The sequence below is a fragment of the Allofrancisella heilbronnii genome (assembly GCF_000710735.2).
GTDB classification, from domain to species: Bacteria; Pseudomonadota; Gammaproteobacteria; order Francisellales; family Francisellaceae; genus Francisella; species Francisella frigidaquae.
In genome coordinates this window covers 1,306,172-1,323,051 of the sequence record NZ_CP144673.1, presented here as the reverse complement: position 1 = coordinate 1,323,051, position 16,880 = coordinate 1,306,172, and the positions used below count along the sequence as shown (strand labels likewise).

The window sequence follows — 16,880 nt, the reverse complement described above, 5'->3', positions numbered from 1 at the left end:
TTATTTTAAATTTTTTAGGTTATTGAAGGGATCATTATTTTCTTCTTGATCTATAACTCTACCTTTTTTAGTTTTAAATTGCTTAAAAAACTCAGGGTTTTCTTTTATTATTCTTCTTTTTAAGAAGAATGATGAAACCGTTAAGAATATAACTAAAAAGATAAATAAAGGAGCAAATAGTATGAAAGATATAACAGCGGCAGCTATTAAGCCTAAGGAAATTAAAATTTGTGAGACATTATTGTTCATCGCTTTTATTTAAAGTATTTAGCTTGTATAATATGAATTCAAGTATATCACTTTGGTGATTATTAAAATAGAGCTACTATAGTAAAGTAAATAGTGGACTTAATATTTCAATTGTGGAGGTTTAAATGGATATTCAAATTACTGGTAGGCATGTAGAGGTTACTGATTCAATCAAAAAATACGTTGATGAAAAGATTGGTAAAGTCGGTCATTATTTTGATAATATTACATCAACAAAGGTGATTCTAGCTGTTGAAAAAGAATATCAAGTAGCTGAAGCTATAGTTATAGTGCCTGGCAGTGAGTTTGTGGCCAAAGCTGAAGATAAAGATTTATATGCAGCTATAGATATGCTAGAAGGTAAGCTAGCTCGTCAACTTAAAAAGCATAAGAATAAAATTAAATGTAACCATGGAGAATAACCTTCTCTAAGTAGTTTATTTTCCTTTCTTATGAATTTAAAGGCTTTAATAGATAGAAAAAATATTATCCTGAACCTTAACATTGAATCTAAAAAAAGATTGATTGAATTTTTTGCTAATAGGCTAGCAGACACCCAGCCGGAGGTTGACGAAGATAATGTAATTCGTAGTGTTTATCAAAGAGAAAGGATCGGCAACACATATATAGGCAAAAATATTTATATTCCACATTGTAGAGTTGAGGGATTAAGCACTACTAAAATAATTATTGCTACGCTAAAAAATAGCTACTACGATGATATAGTTAACGAAGAGATAAAAATAGCTGTTGGTGTGTTTTTTCCATATAAAATTTCAAAAATACATATAGAACTCCTAAAACAATTAGCACTTTATCTAAAAGATGTCCACATCCAGAAATATTTTGAAGATGCTGACAATGCCGATACATTATACAAATTAATTGTTAAAAATAATGATAACTAATAATTTACTCACTAATATTCGAATAGTTTTAGTTGAACCATCTCATAGTGGGAATATCGGATCTGCAGCAAGGGCTATGTTGAATATGGGTCTGACAAATTTATGGTTAGTTAACCCTAAGAAAGAAATTAATGAAGAAGCAAAAGCACTAGCATGTCATGCTTTAGAGGTTATTAATAATGTCAAAACAGTAAAAACTTTAGCAGAAGCCTTGGTTGGAGTAGATTATGTAGTTGGAACCAGCGCTAGAGTTAGGCGAGTCTCCTTGCCAATAGAACCTATATCAAAAGTAGCTAGTAATGTCTTAAATAAGATAAAAGCTTCTAATGATAAAATAGCTATACTTTTTGGTAGAGAAAGAACAGGTTTGTTGAATGAGGAGTTACTTATGAGCAATGTGCATGCATATATTCCTTCTAATGAAGGGTATACATCTCTAAATCTAGCTCAAGCTGTGCAGCTTGTGGCTTATGAAATATATAAACAAGCTCTTGATGTTTTGGATTTAAATGACGTACCAGATTATACTCATTTGCACAAAAAAGCATCTGCAAAAGAGCTACAAGGGTTTTATAAGCATATTGAAGAGATGATGGTGGCTACAGGATTTTTAGATAAAGATAGGCCCGGGTATGTTATGGATAAGGTTAAAAGGCTTTTTCAAAGAAGTGAATTAGAAAGTCAAGAAGTAAATATTTTGCGTGGTTTTTTAAGCTCCATAAAAATGGATAATAGCTAAGATGGTAATACTAGGTATTGATGAGGCAGGTCGTGGTCCATTGTCTGGACCGGTTGTGGTAGCTGGAGTTATCCTTGACCTGAATAAACCTATAGAAGGTTTGGCAGATTCTAAAAAGATAAGTAGTAAAAAAAGAGAAATACTTGCTCTAGAAATAATGACTAAAGCTAAGGCTTACTCAATCATGGAGGTGTCTGCTAAAGAAATAGATCAGCTTAATATCCTTCAAGCAACTTTGTATGGTATGGAAAAAGTAGCAGAAGATTTAAAAAATCAGTTTGACAAAGTTTTAGTTGATGGTAATAGGTTGCCAAATTGGCGATATAATTCTGAAGCTATTGTAAAAGGAGATTCTAAGATTCTGGAGATTTCAGCCGCTTCGATATTAGCAAAAGTACATAGAGATAATATATGCTTTGAGCATGAAAAAAAATATCCACAATATGGTTTTGCTAAACATAAAGGATATCCCACCAAAGAACACTTAAAAAATATTCTAAAGCATGGTGTATTAGAAATTCATCGAAAAAGTTATAAACCTATAGCAAATATTTTGGAAATAAAAGGTTAAAAAATTAAAATTGCTTATAAGTTAGATCATTAATCTAGAGTTATAACGTTATTGTCATAAGAAGTATTTTCGCCTACTTTGTTGGGGTTAACTGAATCGTCATCCTCACCTTCATTAACGTTAATACCATATCCAAACTCACGTGCATATATCCCTTGCTCAGTTTCTCGAGAGAATACTTCTAGTACAGATTCTATAGGTATTACTACTGACATAGATTGACCATCAAATGTAGCGTCAAAAGAAATTTTTTGGTCATCTATATGTAGGTTTTGGATAGCTTGTAGAGATAAATCTAATAGTATTTTGTTGTCTTCATCTACATAATTAGTTGGCACTATAACACCATCATATTCGGTATCTACTAGCACATATGGTGTAAATCCATGGTCTACTAACCAGTTATATGTCGCCTTAATTATATAGGCTCTAAGCATTGCCATGTTTAGCTCCGTCTTTAATAGTTTTAACAAAATTTGGTTCATTAAAAAGAGCTTTAATTTCTTTAATGATATTTTTGTCTTTAGTTGGAATAGCTATTTTTAGTTTAATGAAATAATAAAAAACAAAAGTCATAATAAGTGTTAAAACGTTTATGTTTTGAGAGTCAGGATTACTTTCAGCATTTATATCCCTTTCATTTATAACTGTTTTATAAGTTTTGATAAGCTCTTTTTGCATAGCGTTTTTTATTTCATTAATTTGTTCTTGGTCTAAGTCAAGCTCACACAGCTTATGAATATTTTGAAGGAAGCTTTTATTAACATGTTCCAAAAGAATTCTGGCATTAGCTCGCTGTTTCGGAAACACAGGAAACATGGGCGGAAAAGGGTATAGGTCCTCTATAGCCTCTATAATAACTCCTAATCGATAAACGGCAAAATCTTCAGTAGTTAATGTAGGGATATTGCCGTTAGGAGTTATAATATTTAGTTCTTCAAAATGTTTAGAGTTTTCCTCGTCTGAAACATCTATAAATTTAGCATTAGCTCCTTTTATAAGAAGGATCATGCGTACTATATCACTATAGATATCATTCTTTTTTGTGTATAAAACCAAAGTTTTAACCTCCTAATAGATAAAAAGAATAATAGATAAAAAAGTATAATATAAAGATATATTAACGCTTAGAGAACTGTCTCTTTCTACGAGCTTTTCTAAGGCCTGGTTTTTTACGTTCAACTTTACGTGAGTCACGAGTTACAAAACCTGCTTGACGTAAAGCTGGTTTTAGATCTTCATCAAACTCTATAAGAGCTCTAGTAACACCTAAACGAATAGCACCTGCTTGACCAGTTGATCCACCACCTTTTACAGTTACTTTTAGATCAAAATTATCAACATTATTTGTTAACTCTAAAGGTTGTTTAACAATCATGCAGTCTGTTTCACGGCATAAGTATTGTTCTAATGGAAGACCATTAACAATAAACTGACCTGTACCTTTTTTCATAAACACACGAGCTACAGAGCTTTTGCGACGACCTGTACCATAATTATATTCTGACATCTTTTCCATCCTTTTTTAAATATTTAGAGCTTGAGGTTGTTGAGCTGTATGTGGGTGATTCTCACCAGCATATACCTTTAGTTTTTTAAACATAGTGCGACCTAAAGGGCTTCTTGGTAACATGCCCTTAACAGCTTTTTCAATGGCTCTTTCTGGATGAGTTGCTATTAGCTTTTCAAAAGATATAGATTTGATTCCACCAATGTAGCCGGTGTGGTGGTGATAAATCTTTGTTTTTCTTTTGTTGCCAGTTACAGCTACTTTTTCAGCATTTATGATAATAACATAATCACCAGTATCCATATGTGGAGTATATTCTGGCTTGTTTTTACCTCTTAGGATCATAGCTACTTCTGTAGCTAAGCGACCTAAAGTTTTATCTGTAGCATCGATCAAAAGCCAATCTCTTTTGATATCTGATGGTTTTGCAGTAAACGTTTTCATCTTTATTCCTATTTATATTGTTGTAAATTACTCAGTTTTCGCAAAAAATTATTTCAGCAAGTTGCTTAAGACTTGCTAAATTTCTAGCGTGCTAGTTTAAATTTTAAGCAGTTTACATAATACATTTTTATTTGCAAATAATCAAATTATATGGGGGTTTTATTCTGAATAATTCTATTAGCTTCTTTATTAGATCTTCTGATACAATTTTCAATTGCTAATCTATCAAAGAAATTACCAGTAATATATAAGTTGTGGGTTTGTAAGAGTTCTTTTTCTAGATCTTCTAAAAAGATACTGTGGTTACGATGGTAGCAGGGTAAAGAGTTATTTTTTACATGGATATGTAAAATATCTTCTTTGCTTATTTTTAGTAGTTTAGCTATTTTCTCTATTAAATCTTCTTGAGAGATGTTTTTATAACAATGAAACACTATAGCTCTATAGCTTGGATGATCAACAACATCTCTAGAAACAGCTGAAAAGAAAAATTGCTCTTTACCTATCAAACCAGCTATATTCTTAATATGTTTTAAGTTCTCTTTTCTAATTACAATACCAATACTTGTTAGTTTAGACGTAGTAGGACGATAAGGGTGATTAGTTATAGTTGGTAAAATGTTTTTAAGTAGTCTTTCTGTAACATACCACGGTGTTGCAAAACATAAATTATCACATGAGTATTTGGAATGATTTGTTTTTATGATCCATTTATCTTTTACTTTTATTATTTCAGTAACTTTTTCTTTTATAACATTTTGAGAGTTTTTTTTAAATAGATCAGATAAGCCATTTTTTAAAGTAAAGCTTCTGGGTAATGACGTATTTCGGTCATATTTCTTAAAAAGATATTCCATAGGAAAGTTTTCACTATTTTGTGAAAGTACAGCATTAAAACAATACTTTAAGGTCTTGGTATAGTTTGACTCTCCAAAAACTTTTTTAGCATATTCACTAACAGTTTTATTATTTTTTGGTGTCTTTCTATTTTTGATAAAATTGAACACCAATGTAAAAGGATTTAGGTTTGCAAAAATACTTCGGATTTTATTGTTAGATTGCACAAATAAAAAAGGAGCTTTTTTTCTGGGTTGTATATTGTGTTCAAGGATATTATTTTGAATATATTCTATAGTATCTGAGTAGGAGTTGTATATTGTATGCGCACCCATTTCAAACCAAAAATCTTGATAAGTGGCAGAGTCAATACAACCACCGATTTTATCAGCTTCAAAAATGCAATTACCTATATTTGCTTGGCTTAGTTTTTGAGCTAAGCTAAATCCAGAAATTCCACTACCAATTATAATTGTATCTATATGTTTCATATTTTTTCTTTAGGTAAAAGTATCCATAGTTTACCCTGATTATTCATGTGACCGGCATTAAATTCAGCTTGGTCACCATGCCCCCAAAAAACATCACCACGTATCGCACCACGTATCGCTCCACCCGTGTCTTGGGCAATCATTAGTCTATCTAGAGAAACAGTTTCGCTACGGTTTTTTTCATAATATTGGGTTTCTAACCACATTGGTATACCGTAAAGGTAATATTCATCATCAATAGCTAGTGAATAACCAGGGGTTAATTCAACTTCTTGAGCACCTATGGCATTTTTAGCATCAATATATCTAAAAAAAACAAATGATGGATCGTAACTAAGAACTTCATCAATTTTGTCAGGGTTGTTATGGAGCCATTCTTTTATAGACTGCATAGATATTTTTTCTAGAGGTATATGGTTATGATCAAGTAAGTATTTTCCTATAGGCTTATATGGGTGACCATTTTCGCTATCATAACCAATTAAAATATCACCACTTTCAGTCTGAATCCTACCTGATCCTTGGATTTGTAAAAAAGAGCGATCAACTTTTGAATTTACCCATACTAAAACATCTTTATTATCAAAAAGGTTACCACTAGATATCTCGGCTCTAGTATAGTAAGGAACTAGTTTATTATTTTCCCACCTACCAAATTTGTATGAATCTCCTATGTTTGGTATTTTCACCAGGTCTGTTGGAGTTTTGTAAATTGGAACATTATATTGTAGAGTTTTAACTAAACTTCCTTGCAGAGTTGGCTCGTAGTAACCGGTAAAAATGCCTGTATTTTTATTATTAAATATTATTTGGTAAGGCGAAAAATTTTCTTTAAAAAATAATCTTGCTTCTTCAATAGTGTTAATTTTAGTATTTATAGTCTTTTTACATATATTAATCCAGTTATTATACTCAGCTTTGTTTTCTTGAACGATTTTTCCACAAGATAATTTAAATGCATTAAAGGATTTAAGTTGGTCGGCATTATTCCAATTTTTTAAACTTTTAAAAGTTGATTTCTTATATGTTACTTTATCTGAGTATTTTTCTGTAAGATAGCGTTTAGCATTTAGATTTGTACACCCAGCTATAAATATTATTACTAATAGAACACCTAATTTTTCTAAAGTTTTCATTGTTTTTGAGCGCTCATATTTAAAAAATACTAATAATTTCTTGAAAATGATAGAAATAACCATTATGTTTAAAACATCTAACAAATTGTAGTATTAACGGGATTAAAATAAAAGGTTGTTTTATGGGTAAAGAAGAAAAAAATCAAATAGAAGATAAAAACTTTGACACCGACAAAGAAATGGAGCAAAAACCTTCTAGTAGGGCTGTTCATGAATTGTCTATAGAAGAACAGTTAGAAAAGTCAAAAGATACTATTAAAGAACTTGAAGAAACTTGTGATGCTATGAAAGAGGAAGTCTTAAGAGCTAAGGCAGAAGCTGAGAATACACGTAAAAGAGCAGAAAGAGATGTTCAAAATGTTCGCAAGTTCGGTATTGAAAAGTTTGCAAAAGAGCTTTTGCCTGTTATGGATAGTATAGAGCAAGCTCTTAAGCATGAAGTTAAGTTGGAAGAAGCTATCGCTATGAAAGATGGTGTAGAGTTAACAGCAAAGATCTTTGTAGATACACTTAAGAAAAATGGTCTGGAGGAGGTAGACCCGGTAGGTGAAAAGTTTGATCCGAATATGCATGAGGCAATGGCTATGATTCCTAACCCAGAGTTTGAAAATGATACTGTTTTTGAAGTGTTTCAAAAGGGTTATTTATTAAATGGCCGAGTTATTAGAGCTGCTAAAGTGATAGTGGTAAAAAATTAAAAAATCTTCTTGAAAAACTGATTAGAACTACCATATTTATTAGATAAGTTTATGGTATGTTTTTTTAAAAAAAGAAAATGAAAAATAGGAGAATAAAATGGGCAAGATAATAGGAATAGATTTAGGTACAACTAACTCATGTCTGGCTATTATGGATGGTAAGAAGGCAAAAGTTATTGAAAACGCTGAAGGACATAGAACTACTCCATCAATAGTTGCTTATACAGACAGTGGAGAAATTTTAGTAGGGCAAGCAGCTAAGAGACAGGCTGTAACTAACCCGGATAACACTTTTTTTGCTATCAAAAGATTAATTGGTAGAAAGTATGATGATAAAGCTGTACAAGATGATATTAAGAAAAAAGTGCCTTATGCAGTAATCAAAGCCGAGAATGGAGATGCTTGGGTTGCTACTAAAGATGGTAAAAAACTAGCTTCACCTCAAGTATCAGCTGAAGTTTTAAGAAAAATGAAAAAAACAGCAGAGGAGTTCTTAGGAGAACCAGTTACAGAAGCTGTTATCACAGTACCAGCTTATTTTAATGATAGCCAAAGACAGGCTACAAAAGATGCTGGTAAGATTGCTGGGCTTGATGTTAAGAGAATTATTAACGAGCCTACAGCAGCAGCTTTGGCTTATGGTGTAGATTCTAAAAAAGGTGAGCAAACAGTAGCTGTATATGACTTAGGTGGTGGTACATTTGATATATCTATTATCGAAATTGCTGATGTTGATGGAGACAACCAAATAGAAGTACTATCTACAAATGGTGATACTTTCCTTGGTGGTGAAGATTTTGACTTAGCATTAATGAATTATTTAATTGATGAGTTTAAAAAAGAGCAAGGAATAGACCTACATAATGATAAGTTAGCTCTTCAAAGAGTTAGAGAAGCTGCTGAAAAAGCAAAAGTAGAGTTATCTTCAGCGCAACAAACAGATGTAAACTTACCTTATATTACAGCTGATGCTACAGGACCTAAGCATTTAAATATCAAGATAACTAGAGCTAAATTTGAATCTCTAGTTAATGATTTGGTTGAAAGATCATTAGAGCCATGTAAAAAAGCTTTAGAGGATGCTGGACTAAGTAAATCTGATATAACAGAAGTGTTACTAGTTGGGGGTCAAACTCGTATGCCTCTAGTACAGCAAAAAGTAAAAGAATTTTTTGGTAAAGAGCCACGTAAAGATGTAAACCCTGATGAAGCAGTAGCTGTGGGTGCTGCTATTCAAGGTGGGGTATTAGCTGGTGATGTAAAAGATGTACTTTTACTTGACGTAACACCTCTTTCTCTAGGTATAGAGACAATGGGTGGGGTTATGACTAAACTGATAGAGAGAAATACAACTATCCCTACTAAGAAGTCACAAGCCTTCTCAACAGCTGAGGATAATCAGCCAGCAGTAACTATACATGTACTTCAAGGTGAGCGTGAAATGGCTTCCGCTAACAAATCTTTAGGTAGATTTGATTTAGCTGATATTCCACCATCTCCACGTGGTATGCCGCAAATTGAGGTTACATTTGACATAGATGCTAACGGTATCTTGAATGTATCTGCCAAAGATAAAGCTACTGGTAAAGAACAAAATATTGTGATTAAGTCATCAAGTGGCTTATCTGAAGATGATATTGAAAAAATGGTTCAAGATGCAGAAGCTAATGCTGAAGCTGATAAAAAATTCCACGAGCTTGTAGCAACTAGAAATACTGCTGATAACTTGATTCATAGTGCTAGAAAAGCGATAAAAGAGCTAGGTGACAAAATAACAGCCGAAGAAAAAGAAAAAGTTGAGGCTGCTTGTAAAGATTTGGAATCTGTAATAAAAGGTGATGATAAAGATGCTATAGAAGCTAAGACTAAGGTTCTAGAAGAAGCATTTACACCAGTTGCTCAAAAAGCATATGCAGATACTCAGTCTGCTGCAGGTGGCGAGAAAGCTGCTCAAGGTGAAGAAGCCAAAAAAGGTGATGATGTTGTTGATGCTGATTTTGAGGACGTTGATGATAACAAAAAATAGTTAAACCTTTAACGATCAATAAAGTGTGGTTTATCCACACTTTTCTATTTGGTATAATTTTCCTAAATTTTTTATTGGTTATAATATTATGCAACAGAGATGTTACTACGAAATCCTTAATGTTTCAAAGACAGCAGATATCACTGAAATAAAGAGGTCTTATCGAAAATTAGCAATGAAATATCATCCTGATAGGAATCCTGGTGATAAACAAGCAGAAGTGAAATTTAAAGAAATTTCAGAAGCTTATGAAGTACTAAGTGATAAGCAAAAAAGATCTAGATATGATCAGTTTGGTCACGCTGGGGTTAACCAGCAAGCAGGAAATGGGTCTGCTGGGGGCTTTGGTAGTTTTGAGGATATATTTGATACTTTCTTTGGTGGAGGTTCTGCTCGTGGGTCAGGTAGAACACGCCAGTCTAGAGGTAGTGATTTAGAGTATACCTTAGAAATAACTCTAGAAGAGGCATTTTTAGGAGTAGAAAAAGAAATAACTATTCCAAGGATGTCAACTTGTGAGAGTTGTGATGGTACAGGATCTAAAACTAAATCTAAAGCGACATGTCATGCTTGTCATGGTCAAGGTACTATCCGTAGACAGCAAGGTTTCTTTGCTTTTGAACAAACTTGTCCTGTGTGTAACGGTAGTGGATCTAGTGTTGCTGATCCTTGTGATGATTGTTATGGTTCAGGGAAAGTTAAAAAACATAAAACACTAAAAGTTAAAATCCCAGAAGGTGTTGATAATGGAGATAGAATAAGATTACCGGGTGAGGGCGACGCTGGGTCAACTGGTGCTATGAATGGTGATCTATTTGTCCAAATTATCATAAAACAACATAGTATTTTTGAAAGAAGAGATATTAACCTATATTGTGAGATGCCGATTAGTTTCACTACAGCTTGCTTAGGTGGGGAAATTAAAGTTCCAACTTTAGATGGAGAAGTTAAACTTAAAGTGATACCAGAGACTCAAACTGATAAGGTTTTTCGTTTAAGAGAAAAGGGAATGAAGTCTCTTCGTGGGCATAGAAGAGGAGATTTGCTTTGTAAGGTGGTGGTTGAAACTCCTGTGAGTCTTAATTCTGAGCAAAAAGAGTTACTCAAAAAATTTGCTGAGAGTTTAGGTGAAGATTATGAAAGTAAACATTCACCAAAAAGCAAATCTTGGTTTGATAATGTTAAAGACTATGCTAAGAAATTTTTTGAGTAGAAATTAAAAGTTTAATTTTAGAGTTTGATTAGAAATTTGGTATTAAAGCCATTCTTCTTTTATGGTGAGAGCGATTATGCCAGTAGCTTATTTTTTCAAGTGCTGCTGGTGATATTTCTTTACCGTCGAGAAAGCTATCTATTTCCTGATAAGTAACTCCCATTTCATCTTCATCTGTTTGGCCTTGCCAAAGACCAGCAGAAGGCGCCTTAGTTAGGATATTTGCTGGAACATCTAAGTATTTACCTAATTCAAACACTTGAGATTTTTTAAGGTTTATCAATGGTAGTATATCAGCAGCTCCATCACCAAATTTAGTAAAATAACCCATATACCATTCACAAGCATTATCTGTTCCAACTACTATACGGTTATTTTGTTGGGCATAAGCATATAAATACATCATTCTAAAACGAGCTTGAGCATTACCTTTTATGACATTTTGTCTATCATTCTGTGAATTTGTAAATACTTGTGTAGATTGTAGAAAACTTTCATAAACTGGTTGGATTGGGATTATATGATATGGAATTTTTAATTTATTTATAAGTTCTAAAGCATCTATTATATCTTGTTCTGGATTGTTTTCTGATGGCATTATTAAAGCTGTTACCGGAAGATCAGTTTTGACTAAAAGTGATGCACATACTGCAGAATCTATACCTCCGCTTATACCAATTACAAAACCTTCAGCAGGATAGTTTATACAAGTATTTGTTAGCCAGCGTATAAGTTTTTCTGAATATTCTGTAGGATTGAAATCTTTTACTATATTCATGTTTAAGCCCTATTTTACTAAAGTTAATCTACTTGAATCTAATTTTTTGCGACCTAATTTTGCTTGGGCTCCACCATTTAGCTCTACACAGTCACCTGTAAAACCTATTTTTACCTTTAAAATTGAACTACCAACGCCATATATACCAACAGGAGTGGAATCATTTTGAAACTGTTTGATTTTTTCATAGTCAAAATTGCCAGAAGCTATTATTTTTACATGATGAAAGTCTTCTTTATCGAGTGATCTACGTAAAACTTTTATAAGCTCTGAGTTTACTCCACGTGGATCAAAGCTGCCCATATGCTCAGGGTTTCTCAGAAAATATTTATCTACCATTGTAGGCGAGGTATCAACTCTTACAGCAACAAGCTTTTGACCAAACTGGTGAGCTACTTTTAGTGAATCTACGATCACGTCATTATTGTAATCTACAAGAGCTATTAGAGGTTCGTCTGGGAATGTATTTATATATGCTTGGCAAGCTTTTATTAAATCACCATTAAAGTTTTGAATTAAGGCGTGTGGCATAGTTCCTATACCGTTGACACCGGTCCAGGCACCCATAGCATCGGTAGCTACTTTTTTTATTCCACCAATATTTACAGCATAACCATCACCTGATTGAGTTGTGTATATGTCTTCTCGGTCACCCATGAAAATTATTTCTTGGTCGCCGTTAAGTAAATTTGCAAGATCAGAAGCATTAGTAGCTAGACTAGTTCTGCGAGCTAATATCCCATCAATTATACCCTCAAGAAACCCAAAGTCTTTATATTCACCTTTTATTGTTAATACTGGCTCAAAAGCTGATATTTCATCGCCATCGTGTAGCGCTTTGACTTCTAATTTATCATAATTTCTAGCGAATCTTTGAATTAAAGCTAAAGATTCGTCCACGCCGCAAAGTATAGCTTTTTCTTTACGTTGAAAAAATTGCAATAATACAATAGCAGAAAAGGGTTGCTGCTCTAAGATTTGTTGAGTTTTTAAAAAATATTTAGCTGAGTAAAATCCTGTTTGGATCTGTTCATCAAAATTAAAAGTCTTATTGGTAAGCCTACTTATCTTACCATTTTGCTTGAGTATAAATTCACAATCTTTCATATGATTTAGAAGCATAAATAGAAAATTATTGTTTATTATAACTTACTAGTGATTGCAGTACATTGTTTAAGACAACTATTTTAAAATTAATCACTATTTGTCAAAGGCCGGATTGTTATAATTAGGGTCGCTATAGTTATCAACATTGTAACCACTACCTAAAGCTTGATAAAGATTAACTACACTAATTAGAGATTTTAGTTTAGCTTGATTTGTTTGCATTTGTTGATTAAGGATATTCAAGGCGATTCCTGTCAATTGAGCTTTACTAATAGCGCCATTCTGGTACTGTTTATAAAGTATATTTTGTTGTTTTCTAGTAGATTCCAAAGAAAGTTTTTGTTTGTTGAAATTTGTGTTATTTGCAGTTCTTTCAGACAGACTATCATCAACATCTTGGAACGCCTTTTGAAGTGTAGAGATATAATCATAATACCCTTGGTAAAATTGTGCTTTAGCTTTGTCACTATCAGCTAAAATGCTCATGTTAAATATAGGTACAGCAGAAACTGCTTGGGCCGCCCAAGCCCAAGCATTCATAGTTGCTAATTCACCTAAAGCTAAAGTTGCATTACCAAAAGTTCCTGTTAGATCTATGCTAGGGAAAAATTGTGATCTTGCTAAACCAATATTTGCATTAGCTGTTTTAAGCTTGTATTCAGCTATAGCTATGTCAGGACGGTTTTCTAAAACCTGAGAAGGCATATTGACAGGGACTTTAACGTTAGCGTTTATATCATTAAGATTTCGTGATGTAGTAATTTTTCCAGGGTTCTTACCTAGTAATATTTTAAGAGTATTTTGAAAGTGCACTATATCATTATTTATGATAGCAACTTTACCTTTTTCGGATTCTAATTGCTGTTTAATTAATTCAGACAGCATAGGGGAATTAGCGCCTAGTTTATGCTGAGCATTAGCATAACGATAAAGTAGCTCTAACTGGTTTACCATTTGTGATTGTAGTTTAAGTTGTTCTTGTGCTGTAAGTAATGAAAAATAAGCTGCACTGACTTGGCTAATTATAGAAAGACGAGTAGCATTTTTGATATTTTCTTGCATACTTTTGCTAAACCTGGAGATTTCGCCTAGTTTAAATTGTCTAGCTATGTTGATAGTGTAGCTTGGAATTATACCCACAAGACTACCACCAGCTAGAGTCGATCTAGGGATGTTTAAATTAGGAATATTAGTACTGGAATTGGTATCGAATGTTTGGGCAATAAACCCGCCTCCACCAACACTAGCTGTAGGTAGCCAACCATAGTTAGCTTTGTTTATTTCTGCGTTTGCTTGAAGAATATTGCCTATTGAGACTTGTAGACTATTGTTATCTTTTAATGCTGTGGTAATAAGACTGTTTAATACAGGGTCATTAAATTCACGCCACCATGCTAGACTTGTTAGATCCCAATCCTTTGTATTATCAATGCCTTTATTTTGACTGTTCCAAAGGGCAGGCACCTCTATCTCTGGTTTTTCATACTTAGGGCTAAAGAAGCTACAGCTAGATGTAACTAAAGTAGTTGTAATTAAAATTATAGGTAGTGTAATTTTTTTTAACATAATAGTTTTCACCTATAAAGTATTAATTTTTACAGTTGCACTTGCGCCAACTCTTAAAGGGTAATTAGGATCATCTTTTAATACTATCTTAACAGGAAAGCGTTGGGTAACTTTCACCCAATTCCCAGTAGCGTTTTCTGGAGGTAGTAGTGAAAAGACAGAGCCTGTGGCGTAACTTAAACTATCAACTTTTCCAGTATATATATGGCTATACATGTCTAGTTTAACTTTCACTTTTTGTCCAGCTTTGATTCTATCAAGGTCTGTTTCTTTAAAGTTAGCATTTATCCACCATTTTTTATTGTCAATAAAACCAAATAAGGGTTGGCCTGGGGATATAAGCTGTCCTTTGTATATTTTTAAGTTAGAAACATAACCATTAGAAGGAGCTGTAAGTGTTGTATATCCTAAGTTTAAGTTGGCGTTTTCGGAATTTACTTGAGCAGAGTGTACTTGAGCTTTAGCTATCTCGACTTGAAGTAAGGCTTGTTTTAAAGATGAAAAGGCTTGGTCAGATGCTTTTTCTGCTTGTACGCGTTGGTCAGTATACTTTTGAGCGTCTTGTAAAGATCCAGCATCTTCATTATAAAGCTCAACGTATCTATCAGCCATACTTGTTGCAGTTTCAAGAGAGGCCTTTGTCTTTATAAGGTTTGATTTTGCTATAGATACTTGCTCGTTTGCTACAGCTAATTGTCCTTTTGCTTGAATCAAACTGGCATTAGCTTGGGAAACCTTAAGTTGGTAATCAGTAGGGTCAATTTGAATTAACTTATCACCTTTATGCACATATTGGTTATTTTGAACATACACTTTTTCTATATATCCTCCAACTTTAGCAGATATATTTATGACATTAGCATCAACGTAGGCATTATCTGTGCTAGGATATATTTTATTATACATATAATACCCATATATACTAAAACCTGTAACTACCATAATGCTGATACCAATAGCAATTTTTTTTGGTGAGAACTTTGTTGTTTTATTATCTTGGTGGGCTTTATTATCTTTAGTTTCTGACATTTTATTAACCTTATTATACTAATTAATTTAATGTGCCACTATGGCGTGGGTGTCTTCTGGAGGTTCTTTTAATAAAAATGGTACAACAGCTAAAAAAAGACTAAGTATACCGACTACATAAAAAGAGTTCAGATAGCTTAGTAAGCTTCCTTGGTGTATTACTTGCTGTTTTGCCATAGCAATAACAGTAGAATCTGAAAGTGGAAGTTTGCTGCTCCAAGCTTGAAAATTTTGATTCAGCGAAGATATATTTTGAGATAGTTCCTGAAAGCTAGTTTGTTGGCTCCTAGAGATAAATGTAGCGACAAAAGCTGTTCCTACAGAACTACCAAAGTTTCTAAAAAAGTTAAATGAGCCAGACATATCTCCCATATCTTCTTCAGCGATACCAACAACTAATATGCTCATAAAAGGTATAAAAAACATCATCATACCAACTCCTTGTATTATAGTGGTTATTACTATATATAACTCATTAGGAGTAGCTGAAAAATGAGCTTGCATAATACATGATATGCCAAAGGTGATTATTCCTAAGCTTATCGTTTTTCTTACGCCTATTTTTTTAACTAAGTATGCTTGGGTAAACGCAGCACCAAATACAGCAGCAACACCTCTAGGAGCTGTGATATAACCAGCTAGATCGACAGGATAGCCATATACTTGTTGTAGCATAGTAGGTAGATACGCCATTGCTGCAGAAAATAGTAAAACGAAAGTAAAGCATAAAAAGCATGCTAGTACAAAATTGATATTTTTAAAAATTCTAAATTTAACTACTGAGGAATAAATTAAACCTCGCCATATGAAAAAGCCTAATGATATTATAGATATAGCAAATAAGATAATCATTTCTATAGAATCAAACCAGTCATTTGTATTACCATTATCAATAAAAAATTCTAAGCAGCCTACACCTATCGCCATAAAACTAAAACTTATATAATCTATTTTCATCTTTTTAATTTCTGTGGTTTCCATCATAAATAAGATGATAACAAAAGCTACTATACATAAAGGCACGTTGACATAAAAAATCCATTCCCAAGACATATTTTCACATATTGCACCACCAAGTATAGGTCCAAGTATAGGTCCCATGACAATAACCATACTATATATGGTCATCATTTTTTTATACTCATCATTTTTGAAGTTTGTTGAAATATACGTTTGAGCTACAGAAGGCAAAAATGCTCCACCTATCCCTTGAAATGCCCTAAAAATAATCATCTCTGTAAGCGATGTAGATAAGCCACACATAATAGATGAGATACCAAAAACTACAGACGAAACTAACGCTACACGTTTAATTCCATATTTCTCTATTACTAAACCAGATAGCAATATAAATATAGCCGCAGAAACTATATACACGGTAGTCACATCAGCTATAGTTTCAACGTTTGCGCCAATAGCCCCCATGATCTGTGGTATGGCTACAGCAACAATTGTTAAATCAATTATTTCTGCCAAAGCAAGCAAGCTTATCGCTAGTGCAACAATAGTACGTTTTTGGCCCCAAAAGCTTTTGGTAGGAGAGGGTGTATTTGCTTGCATGTCAAATTTTAAAATAAA

19 protein-coding genes are annotated in these 16,880 nt (G+C 33.1%); 7 read left to right on the top strand and 12 right to left on the bottom strand.

Translation table 11 applies throughout. The annotated features are described in order from the left end of the window. Positions 1-249, bottom strand: coding sequence for a hypothetical protein (locus FRA_RS06185; RefSeq protein ID WP_035719948.1), 249 nt, complete (start codon positions 247-249; stop codon positions 1-3). A 125-nt stretch (positions 250-374) separates the two neighbouring features. On the opposite strand from FRA_RS06185, the gene hpf reads away from it, so the two are divergent. The 4 genes from hpf to rnhB are packed head-to-tail and all read left to right on the top strand — an operon-like array spanning position 375 to position 2,467. Beyond that, entirely contained in the window at positions 375-671 is a 297-nt protein-coding gene (gene hpf, locus FRA_RS06180) for a ribosome hibernation-promoting factor, HPF/YfiA family (protein WP_035719947.1), read from the top strand. A 30-nt stretch (positions 672-701) separates the two neighbouring features. Continuing rightward, entirely contained in the window at positions 702-1,157 is a 456-nt protein-coding gene (locus FRA_RS06175; RefSeq protein ID WP_035719946.1) for a PTS sugar transporter subunit IIA, read from the top strand. After that, positions 1,147-1,896 (top strand): RNA methyltransferase, encoded by a 750-nt coding sequence (locus tag FRA_RS06170; protein WP_035719945.1) that lies wholly within the window; start codon positions 1,147-1,149, stop codon positions 1,894-1,896. Before FRA_RS06175 ends, FRA_RS06170 begins: the two co-directional genes overlap by 11 nt. Before the next feature lies 1 nt (position 1,897). Beyond that, positions 1,898-2,467, top strand: a complete 570-nt coding sequence (gene rnhB, locus FRA_RS06165; RefSeq protein ID WP_035719944.1) for a ribonuclease HII — start codon at positions 1,898-1,900, stop codon at positions 2,465-2,467. Between the two features lie 29 nt (positions 2,468-2,496). Here rnhB and mglB read toward each other — a convergent pair whose 3' ends face one another. The 6 genes from mglB to mltA form a co-directional block, all read right to left on the bottom strand. Beyond that, on the bottom strand, positions 2,497-2,910 hold the full coding sequence (gene mglB, locus FRA_RS06160) for a transcriptional regulator MglB (RefSeq protein WP_035719943.1): 414 nt from the start codon (positions 2,908-2,910) through the stop codon (positions 2,497-2,499). Then, positions 2,897-3,526, bottom strand: coding sequence for a transcriptional regulator MglA (mglA, locus tag FRA_RS06155; RefSeq protein WP_081835924.1), 630 nt, complete (start codon positions 3,524-3,526; stop codon positions 2,897-2,899). Before mglA ends, mglB begins: the two co-directional genes overlap by 14 nt. 61 nt (positions 3,527-3,587) lie before the next feature. Next, the gene (gene rpsI / locus FRA_RS06150; RefSeq protein ID WP_035719940.1) at positions 3,588-3,977 is read right to left on the bottom strand and encodes a 30S ribosomal protein S9; all 390 of its coding nucleotides are present in this window, start codon (positions 3,975-3,977) and stop codon (positions 3,588-3,590) included. A gap of 15 nt (positions 3,978-3,992) precedes the next feature. Beyond that, positions 3,993-4,421, bottom strand: coding sequence for a 50S ribosomal protein L13 (gene rplM / locus FRA_RS06145; RefSeq protein ID WP_035719938.1), 429 nt, complete (start codon positions 4,419-4,421; stop codon positions 3,993-3,995). A 146-nt stretch (positions 4,422-4,567) separates the two neighbouring features. Continuing rightward, complete coding sequence (locus FRA_RS06140; protein WP_035719935.1) at positions 4,568-5,749, bottom strand: NAD(P)-binding protein; 1,182 nt, start codon at positions 5,747-5,749, stop codon at positions 4,568-4,570. Next, positions 5,746-6,885 carry a murein transglycosylase A gene (mltA, locus tag FRA_RS06135; protein ID WP_035720001.1) on the bottom strand — a complete coding sequence of 380 codons (1,140 nt, stop codon included), beginning with the start codon at positions 6,883-6,885 and terminating at the stop codon, positions 5,746-5,748. The genes FRA_RS06140 and mltA overlap by 4 nt, the downstream gene beginning before the upstream one ends. A gap of 122 nt (positions 6,886-7,007) precedes the next feature. On the opposite strand from mltA, the gene grpE reads away from it, so the two are divergent. From grpE to dnaJ, 3 genes are all read left to right on the top strand, one after another. Continuing rightward, positions 7,008-7,583, top strand: coding sequence for a nucleotide exchange factor GrpE (gene grpE / locus FRA_RS06130; protein ID WP_035719933.1), 576 nt, complete (start codon positions 7,008-7,010; stop codon positions 7,581-7,583). A 97-nt stretch (positions 7,584-7,680) separates the two neighbouring features. Continuing rightward, positions 7,681-9,609: a molecular chaperone DnaK gene (gene dnaK / locus FRA_RS06125; protein ID WP_035719931.1), complete on the top strand. Its 1,929-nt coding sequence runs from the start codon at positions 7,681-7,683 to the stop codon at positions 9,607-9,609. Positions 9,610-9,697: 88 nt separating this feature from the next. Beyond that, on the top strand, positions 9,698-10,822 hold the full coding sequence (dnaJ, locus tag FRA_RS06120) for a molecular chaperone DnaJ (RefSeq protein ID WP_035719928.1): 1,125 nt from the start codon (positions 9,698-9,700) through the stop codon (positions 10,820-10,822). A 28-nt stretch (positions 10,823-10,850) separates the two neighbouring features. Here dnaJ and nadE read toward each other — a convergent pair whose 3' ends face one another. The 5 genes from nadE to FRA_RS06095 all read right to left on the bottom strand — a co-directional run bounded on the left by nadE (position 10,851) and on the right by FRA_RS06095 (position 16,862). Next, on the bottom strand, positions 10,851-11,600 hold the full coding sequence (gene nadE / locus FRA_RS06115) for an NAD(+) synthase (protein ID WP_035719926.1): 750 nt from the start codon (positions 11,598-11,600) through the stop codon (positions 10,851-10,853). A 9-nt stretch (positions 11,601-11,609) separates the two neighbouring features. Then, positions 11,610-12,707 carry a nicotinate phosphoribosyltransferase gene (locus FRA_RS06110; RefSeq protein ID WP_035719999.1) on the bottom strand — a complete coding sequence of 366 codons (1,098 nt, stop codon included), beginning with the start codon at positions 12,705-12,707 and terminating at the stop codon, positions 11,610-11,612. Positions 12,708-12,800: 93 nt separating this feature from the next. After that, positions 12,801-14,273 carry an efflux transporter outer membrane subunit gene (locus tag FRA_RS06105; protein ID WP_035719924.1) on the bottom strand — a complete coding sequence of 491 codons (1,473 nt, stop codon included), beginning with the start codon at positions 14,271-14,273 and terminating at the stop codon, positions 12,801-12,803. Positions 14,274-14,285: 12 nt separating this feature from the next. After that, positions 14,286-15,302, bottom strand: coding sequence for an HlyD family secretion protein (locus tag FRA_RS06100; protein WP_035719921.1), 1,017 nt, complete (start codon positions 15,300-15,302; stop codon positions 14,286-14,288). A 27-nt stretch (positions 15,303-15,329) separates the two neighbouring features. Then, entirely contained in the window at positions 15,330-16,862 is a 1,533-nt protein-coding gene (locus tag FRA_RS06095) for an MDR family MFS transporter (protein WP_035719918.1), read from the bottom strand. Positions 16,863-16,880: the final 18 nt, after the last annotated feature.

Bases quoted from the DNA above. Each gene is read 5' to 3' on its own strand.
- FRA_RS06185 (WP_035719948.1), bottom strand. From the start codon at position 249: ATGAACAATAATGTCTCACAAATTTTAATTTCCTTAGGCTTAATAGCT.
- hpf (WP_035719947.1), top strand. From the start codon at position 375: ATGGATATTCAAATTACTGGTAGGCATGTAGAGGTTACTGATTCAATC.
- FRA_RS06175 (WP_035719946.1), top strand. From the start codon at position 702: ATGAATTTAAAGGCTTTAATAGATAGAAAAAATATTATCCTGAACCTT.
- FRA_RS06170 (WP_035719945.1), top strand. From the start codon at position 1,147: ATGATAACTAATAATTTACTCACTAATATTCGAATAGTTTTAGTTGAA.
- rnhB (WP_035719944.1), top strand. From the start codon at position 1,898: ATGGTAATACTAGGTATTGATGAGGCAGGTCGTGGTCCATTGTCTGGA.
- mglB (WP_035719943.1), bottom strand. From the start codon at position 2,910: ATGGCAATGCTTAGAGCCTATATAATTAAGGCGACATATAACTGGTTA.
- rpsI (WP_035719940.1), bottom strand. From the start codon at position 3,977: ATGTCAGAATATAATTATGGTACAGGTCGTCGCAAAAGCTCTGTAGCT.
- rplM (WP_035719938.1), bottom strand. From the start codon at position 4,421: ATGAAAACGTTTACTGCAAAACCATCAGATATCAAAAGAGATTGGCTT.
- FRA_RS06140 (WP_035719935.1), bottom strand. From the start codon at position 5,749: ATGAAACATATAGATACAATTATAATTGGTAGTGGAATTTCTGGATTT.
- mltA (WP_035720001.1), bottom strand. From the start codon at position 6,885: ATGAAAACTTTAGAAAAATTAGGTGTTCTATTAGTAATAATATTTATA.
- grpE (WP_035719933.1), top strand. From the start codon at position 7,008: ATGGGTAAAGAAGAAAAAAATCAAATAGAAGATAAAAACTTTGACACC.
- dnaK (WP_035719931.1), top strand. From the start codon at position 7,681: ATGGGCAAGATAATAGGAATAGATTTAGGTACAACTAACTCATGTCTG.
- dnaJ (WP_035719928.1), top strand. From the start codon at position 9,698: ATGCAACAGAGATGTTACTACGAAATCCTTAATGTTTCAAAGACAGCA.
- nadE (WP_035719926.1), bottom strand. From the start codon at position 11,600: ATGAATATAGTAAAAGATTTCAATCCTACAGAATATTCAGAAAAACTT.
- FRA_RS06110 (WP_035719999.1), bottom strand. From the start codon at position 12,707: ATGAAAGATTGTGAATTTATACTCAAGCAAAATGGTAAGATAAGTAGG.
- FRA_RS06105 (WP_035719924.1), bottom strand. From the start codon at position 14,273: ATGTTAAAAAAAATTACACTACCTATAATTTTAATTACAACTACTTTA.
- FRA_RS06100 (WP_035719921.1), bottom strand. From the start codon at position 15,302: ATGTCAGAAACTAAAGATAATAAAGCCCACCAAGATAATAAAACAACA.
- FRA_RS06095 (WP_035719918.1), bottom strand. From the start codon at position 16,862: ATGCAAGCAAATACACCCTCTCCTACCAAAAGCTTTTGGGGCCAAAAA.